This is a genomic window from Vibrio sp. A8-1, assembly GCF_013048685.1.
GTDB classification, from domain to species: Bacteria; Pseudomonadota; Gammaproteobacteria; order Enterobacterales; family Vibrionaceae; genus Vibrio; species Vibrio metschnikovii.
This window is the reverse complement of record NZ_VHTC01000060.1, coordinates 1-5,797: the sequence shown is the minus strand read 5'-3', so window position 1 is coordinate 5,797 and position 5,797 is coordinate 1. Positions and strand designations below refer to the sequence as shown.

Genomic DNA, 5,797 nt, shown 5'->3' with positions numbered 1-5,797 from the left:
AGGATATTGAGTTCGCACATCTTGTTGTCTGGTTGTTGTTTTTTGGCGAAATCATTTGATCACATGACAAGATGTGTATCCAGCTTAAATTGATGATTTTTCTTAAAATCATCAGGGGATTCCTCAGGGCATAGTAGCAAATGTATTTAAAGGTAATAAAGCAACTTATTTTAATATAGACAAACCATTTCCTAATCAAACATTAAATATAGTGATTTGGGATAATAATTTAGATGGTTTTGAAAAGCGATTTGGTAATCTGTCTAAGTTTAATGATAGACGAGTTTGTGCGAGAGGGAAGATTATGGAGTATAGAAATAGCTTGCAGATGCAAGTATCAAATCCTCAGTTTCTTCGGTTAATGAATTAATCTTGGGTGGGTTATCCAGCTTACTCGCCTTTGCTCCTTTGAGAACTTTGCCATTCACACTGATGATAGGTAAGTCACTGTTTATACGGTGCTCATTAACCCAACCGACCATGGCATCTAGAAGCGTTTCAAGCACAATCGTTCGCATGACGGCCGCAATGTTATGGCGAGTAGGTAGGTGGCCAAATTTACTGTACCACTACAGAGTGGCTTAAGAAAGATAAGACTAATTAACTTTCTTACCGCTACATCTAATGCACTATAACTTATTTGATGTGTAAATAAGCAACTCGATACTTCGTCTGCTGGTTACCGGTTAGACTATGAGCTGTTTGTGTATGTGCTTGCCGTAGGCAAGCAGGAGAAAATCAAGGTTTCCTCGTCTGTCAAAAAGCGATCCTGATATGAAGCGAAGCGGGAATAAAAAACGTAACCGTTCACCAGTAGGTAATTGACTTTTGTCTACAGACTAAGAACGTTTGGATATGGCTGACGCGCGGTTACCGCCTGTACGATCTGCGTCAGTACAGACAAGCTGGATAAGCCACGTTTCTTGCAGGTTTCTACTAGCGTGTGCATTCGGCCTCTGAACTTGTCGCCAGCATCTGAGGTTGTACCAAAGCTGATTTTGCGTTGAATAACGCTGCCACGGATGCGCCGTTCTGCTTCATTGTTGGTAAGCGGGATGGATTCATGCTTCAGGAACAGCCATAAGCTTTGCCGATGCTGCTCCAGCTTTTCGCAACGACCTTTATACCTTTTAACCACGATCGACCGGCCCTTTTCAAGCCAGTAGTCGAACGCTTTTTGAAGCCTGAGTATCCGGCGCATGTATTGCTTATGGCACAGCTCATTCTGTTCGAAGCGATGACGAGTTCTGAAGATAGCACTGGCGATAAAAGTCAGATTCCGGCCAACTCTGGCGGTAAAACCTCCGCCACTGTAATCAGCGATTTGCTGCAGGTTTCGTTTAATATGGGACCAACAGAGTTGGCGTTGGCCCTGTGGTATCCAGTTATAGCTCGGACACTGGTCACTGATGACCACGCCGGAATATTCATCACCTAGGATGAGCTTTGCTGAGTGACTTGAACGCGAGTACAGGATTTTCTCGTAAACCAGGTCGTCGCTACTCGCCAACCAACACCAACGCAGACTGGATTCATCATTTCTTGGATGAGAGGTTTCATCAATATGAACCATGGGGGCTTTTTGGATGCCAACCCGAATAGCCTGATGTAGCGGCGTCAGCATTGAAGCCACTTTGGTTTGTGCCTCACTGATGGCTCCGATGGAGAATGTGGTGCCTAACTGTTCTTTGAGCAGAGACTGTATTTTACGGACACTCAGGTGATACTGCCCAGCCAGAACAGCAGTATAGCTGAGCAGGTTTGGGCCCATGATGCCTTGCGGCGCTCCTTCTGGTAATCGAGCTCTACTCACTTCTCTGCAATGTTGGCATTGTCCTGAGTAAAGTTGGTATTCCGTAATATCTACATGGGGATTTGGTATTTCATGGGTCTGGTGACGATAAAAAGGTTTCTTGTGATAAACCATCTTCGATTCACCACAGCAAGGGCAACAGGTATCAGGCCAGCACTCAACCACAGAGTCTGTTTCTTTCAGTGCTGAGAGTAGTCGTTGATGCCCTGTGTGACCCGGTTTAGCTCCTCTCGGATTGCGATCACCAGAGCTTTGAGCTTTTTTCGTTCAGCTCGCTCTTTCGGTCCGTCGGATGAAGGCGGCTTTGATGAGTTGGAGCCACTGGTCTTGAGTTTATCTTCATACTCACGAAGCTGTGCCCACAGCTCTTCGATGAGTGCGTTAGCTTGATGGATATCAGAGGCGACGGGTGGCGCGTCTGCAAATTTGGATTTTTTCTTTTTCATGCTCTGATGATGAAGGATGAAAATGATCACTCAAGAGAAAAAAGGGGATCCAGTGCTATTGGTCACACTTTAGAGGCTGTCAATGGGGGACTGGTGAACGGTTACTAAAAAACGGTTGCAACAAACGCAGTTTTACTGCGCTATTCAACGCGAGCGTTATGCATTAGGAGGCAATGAGCATTGAGCACTGTCGAGGGTTGGGCTAAGCAAATTGTTGCCAAAGAGCTGGGCGAGATAGTTGAAGTCCATGATGATGGTTCTGAACCTGGAATGTATGATCTTATGATAGGATCAAAGAGCTCTCCTAAATACGCTATTGAATGTGTTGGTGCAGTCGACCCCGTCGCAACTGAAACATGGAATGTTGGCCCACCATTAAGGTTAACTCAGCTGGTGATTGGCAGCTGAGGTGCTTTAACGCAGAATTATTCAATGCCTTGGATGGTTTGGGAATAACTTCCTTGTGCATGTATCGACCCGCGGGAAGTAGTAATGCTCATTAACTTTCAATTAGCGTAATGTTTAACAACTTGAAAGCAGTTTCATCTCGCATGTTGCGACTACAAAATACGCACCTTACGAGACAGAGTAAAAGCTCCGCCCTATGGTCTCGTTCATACTTTGCTTGCACTGCTGGCGGTGCAACAATTGAATGCCTAAAGTCTATGTAGAGAGTCAATCTACTCTAGATTAAGACGCTATCGCGTCTTACGCCTTATATCCCCGCCCTCATCGGGCGCAGGTTGACGGCGAAATGGCTAAAATGCATAACAAGGTATGCACGGTGACAGCCTCTTCGTTACGGCTTCTCCTCCACTACAAATCTGCGCGTGTTGGCGGCGTTATGATTCACCCAGACTCAGTAAAATATCTTGATATCTCGGTAAAAATTTTCATGCGCGCCTAGGGCGATAAGTTCAAGAGTTACCGTCCCATCTTGATAGCTGTAGCCAAGAAGAGTGAGTTGCTTAACCATTTTGAATTTATAAACACGGAGAAAGGACAAATCTCCTTTTTTCTGCTCGCCTAAAAGTGGATCTTCGATAAGCGCTTTGACCGCATTGTCGAGATCCACTTTCTGATTTTGGTGGAGTTTTTTAACGGTTTTTTTGAATGATGGTGTTTGAAGAACCTGTGTAATATTAGCCAAAGTTGTATGCCTCAAGTTTACCGGCTTCTTTTTCAGCTTTAGCTATAATAGCTTGTCGAACAAATTCATAAGGTAAATCTGGGTTATCTTCCATCATTTCCCCAATTTTAGCCCAGTGTTCAATTTGTTTTGGTGTAGTGCGATTCAATGCTTTAGCCATGATAGCGGCTTTATCTACGAGGTCTTGATCAAGGCGTATGCTAGCGGTAGACATAATGTGCTCCTTTATTTAAATCTTTAATAATTGTAGCGTGGCGCTACAAAGGTAGCAAGGTGAATCAGAATAAACTCTTCAAGGGGGACAGCTAGCGCGTGGCATTTTTATTATGCGTTGATTTTGGTAGTTACGGTGTTATGCGGAAAGTTGGTAGTAGCGTTGTCAGCCCCTTAAGCGGACGTTAGCTGCTTACAAGTTCGCATGTTCCATTAGCTGTACAAGTTGGTTTTTTAGTCATATACTTGTCTCATTAAACGTACATGTGGAGGTTTTATGAGAATTGTATCTTTTACCGAAGCTAGAAATAGCTTGAAGAGCGTTTTGGATGCTGTTGTTAATGACGCAGATACAACCGTGATCACGCGTCGTGATTCTGAAGATGCCGTTGTTATGTCACTGGATTATTACAATAGCTTAATGGAAACGGTTCATTTACTTCGTTCTCCGGCAAATGCAGAGCACTTACATCGTTCAATTGCTCAATTTAAAGCGGGTAAGGTGAGCCAAAGAGATTTAATCGATGAGTAGTCGTTTATTATCTTGGACTGATGAATCTTGGAATGATTATGTTTATTGGCAGACGCAAGACAAGAAAACACTTAAACGTATAAATAAACTCATCACGGATGTTAAGCGTTCTCCTTTCGAAGGCATAGGTAAACCTGAACCACTAAAAGAAAATTTATCTGGTTTTTGGTCGCGACGAATAGATGATACGAATAGGCTAGTTTATGCGGTTGATGATAGTGCTATCACAATCATTTCTTGCCGTTATCACTATTAATTTAGGCTTTATCGTCAGGCAGCTATACAAACGCTTCAAGAGGGACAGCCAACGCGTGGCATTTTTACTATGCGTTGGTTTTTGTTGTTACGGTGTTATGCGGAAACTTGGTAGTAGCGTTGTCAGCCCCTTAAGCGGGCGTTATATGCCAGTAATCAGAAAGTCGATAGCTGCAATGATCTCATTTCTGAAAGTACTTAGCTCATTGACTGGTTCACGTAAAATCTTGGTCGGGACACTGGCCATTTGGTGAGTTAAAATTACAAAGTCACCTTGATCAATATGGATCACTGGGCATAAATGATTCGGCGCTTTTTTATCCAATAACTCAACGGGTGTTAGCGGAATAACTAATCGAGTATTCAGTGTATCAAGTAACTCACTTTGAACATCAACAAAGTAAGGGTATGCCGTTGAAGTGCTTTTATCGTTATTTTGGTATAGCGAAAATTGTGACATTAGAATACTCGGTAAGAATCGGAAAATAGACCGTGATTTTCAGTAAGTTCATTGCATGCATTAATAGCTTCTGCATTTTGCTCTAGCCATTCAGTTTTAAGGCGTTGTTTTACTTCTTTTTCAAGTGCCTTTTCCATTGTGGCTGAAAGATTAATATTAAGGCGTTTGGCCTCGGCGAGTAACTCACTGTTTAGAGTTAAATTAGTCGCCTTCTTTGGTGCTTGTGTGCTGTATGAGTTTCTCATGCTGCCTCCAGTGCGTATGTAAAGTGCGCATTAAGTATATGCGTGCAAAAGGCATATAACAAGCTGCTCAAGAGGGATTCGCAACGCGTAGCATTTTTGTTATGCATTTGGTTTAGTTTTTACAGTGCTATGCGGTGAGTTGGTAGTTGCGTTGCTCACCCCTTAGCAGGGCGTTATGTGCCACTAAGGTTCATCAGAACAAATCACTATGAGAGCCAATTCTAGCTAATTGGAGTTGGCCATCAAAAATGCGATAAATGAGCACTAGATCTGGTTTAACGTGGCAGTCACGGAATCCAACCCATCAGCCAGTTAGAGGATGATCAACATTTTTAGGGTCGAGTTTTTCGACTCTTTGCAGCTTTGATATGATGTTGCCGACTTCAATGATGTTCGAAATCGGCATTTTTGTGATTTTTTTGAAGTCTTTTTTGAATTGTGTTGAGTATTCTAAGCTATACATTCTTCACTTTGCCTTCAGTTAGCTCAGTAAGCATAGCGTCAACAGATTCTGCTTTATGCCCATGACCTTGAACGAGTTCATTCATTGCAGAACTCGTTGTTTCATTTGGTTGAGGCACACGTAAGTCAAATGGAATACCACCATGATTAATCACGGCTTTTGCAAAAATTTTAATAGCTTGTGATGTACTAAGACCCATTTCGTCACAGATGCTAGTAAA

Annotated in this window: 9 protein-coding genes and 3 pseudogenes; 4 read left to right on the top strand and 8 right to left on the bottom strand. The window is 42.9% G+C overall.

The window, feature by feature from the left end; translation table 11 throughout:
- Positions 1 to 377: 377 nt before the first annotated feature.
- Together FKN93_RS16835 and FKN93_RS16830 are read right to left on the bottom strand one after the other, a co-directional pair.
- Positions 378 to 548, bottom strand: a pseudogene (locus tag FKN93_RS16835) (ISAs1 family transposase); the annotation flags it as partial.
- Between the two features lie 284 nt (positions 549 to 832).
- Positions 833 to 2,259, bottom strand: a protein-coding gene (locus FKN93_RS16830; protein ID WP_170905710.1) for an IS66 family transposase whose coding sequence is annotated in 2 segments (ribosomal slippage) — positions 833 to 2,070 and positions 2,070 to 2,259 — 1,428 coding nt in all. Because the reading frame shifts where the segments join, the coding sequence is not laid out codon by codon here.
- Positions 2,260 to 2,439: 180 nt separating this feature from the next.
- On the opposite strand from FKN93_RS16830, the gene FKN93_RS16825 reads away from it, so the two are divergent.
- Both FKN93_RS16825 and FKN93_RS16820 read left to right on the top strand, forming a co-directional pair.
- Complete coding sequence (locus FKN93_RS16825) at positions 2,440 to 2,667, top strand: hypothetical protein (RefSeq protein ID WP_170905707.1); 228 nt, start codon at positions 2,440 to 2,442, stop codon at positions 2,665 to 2,667.
- Positions 2,668 to 2,762: 95 nt separating this feature from the next.
- Positions 2,763 to 2,953 (top strand): annotated as a pseudogene (locus FKN93_RS16820) (transposase); the annotation flags it as partial.
- Positions 2,954 to 3,118: 165 nt separating this feature from the next.
- Here the strand turns inward: FKN93_RS16820 and FKN93_RS16815 are convergent.
- Positions 3,119 to 3,409 carry a type II toxin-antitoxin system RelE/ParE family toxin gene (locus FKN93_RS16815; protein WP_170899826.1) on the bottom strand — a complete coding sequence of 97 codons (291 nt, stop codon included), beginning with the start codon at positions 3,407 to 3,409 and terminating at the stop codon, positions 3,119 to 3,121.
- Complete coding sequence (locus FKN93_RS16810; protein WP_017044326.1) at positions 3,402 to 3,623, bottom strand: hypothetical protein; 222 nt, start codon at positions 3,621 to 3,623, stop codon at positions 3,402 to 3,404. Before FKN93_RS16810 ends, FKN93_RS16815 begins: the two co-directional genes overlap by 8 nt.
- Before the next feature lie 276 nt (positions 3,624 to 3,899).
- On the opposite strand from FKN93_RS16810, the gene FKN93_RS16800 reads away from it, so the two are divergent.
- On the top strand, positions 3,900 to 4,154 hold the full coding sequence (locus FKN93_RS16800) for a type II toxin-antitoxin system prevent-host-death family antitoxin (protein ID WP_009836585.1): 255 nt from the start codon (positions 3,900 to 3,902) through the stop codon (positions 4,152 to 4,154).
- Positions 4,147 to 4,410 carry a Txe/YoeB family addiction module toxin gene (locus tag FKN93_RS16795; protein WP_010318499.1) on the top strand — a complete coding sequence of 88 codons (264 nt, stop codon included), beginning with the start codon at positions 4,147 to 4,149 and terminating at the stop codon, positions 4,408 to 4,410. The genes FKN93_RS16800 and FKN93_RS16795 overlap by 8 nt, the downstream gene beginning before the upstream one ends.
- A gap of 141 nt (positions 4,411 to 4,551) precedes the next feature.
- Here the strand turns inward: FKN93_RS16795 and FKN93_RS16785 are convergent, their stop codons facing one another.
- From FKN93_RS16785 to FKN93_RS16760, 4 genes and pseudogenes are all read right to left on the bottom strand, one after another.
- Positions 4,552 to 4,869, bottom strand: coding sequence for a CcdB family protein (locus FKN93_RS16785; protein WP_154116302.1), 318 nt, complete (start codon positions 4,867 to 4,869; stop codon positions 4,552 to 4,554).
- On the bottom strand, positions 4,869 to 5,114 hold the full coding sequence (locus FKN93_RS16780; RefSeq protein WP_099609954.1) for a type II toxin-antitoxin system CcdA family antitoxin: 246 nt from the start codon (positions 5,112 to 5,114) through the stop codon (positions 4,869 to 4,871). Before FKN93_RS16780 ends, FKN93_RS16785 begins: the two co-directional genes overlap by 1 nt.
- 193 nt (positions 5,115 to 5,307) lie before the next feature.
- Positions 5,308 to 5,577: pseudogene (locus FKN93_RS17625) on the bottom strand (type II toxin-antitoxin system YafQ family toxin).
- The coding region (locus FKN93_RS16760) for a type II toxin-antitoxin system RelB/DinJ family antitoxin (RefSeq protein WP_249374217.1) at positions 5,570 to 5,797 on the bottom strand (228 nt) is incomplete at its 5' end. The pseudogene FKN93_RS17625 and the gene FKN93_RS16760, both read right to left, overlap by 8 nt.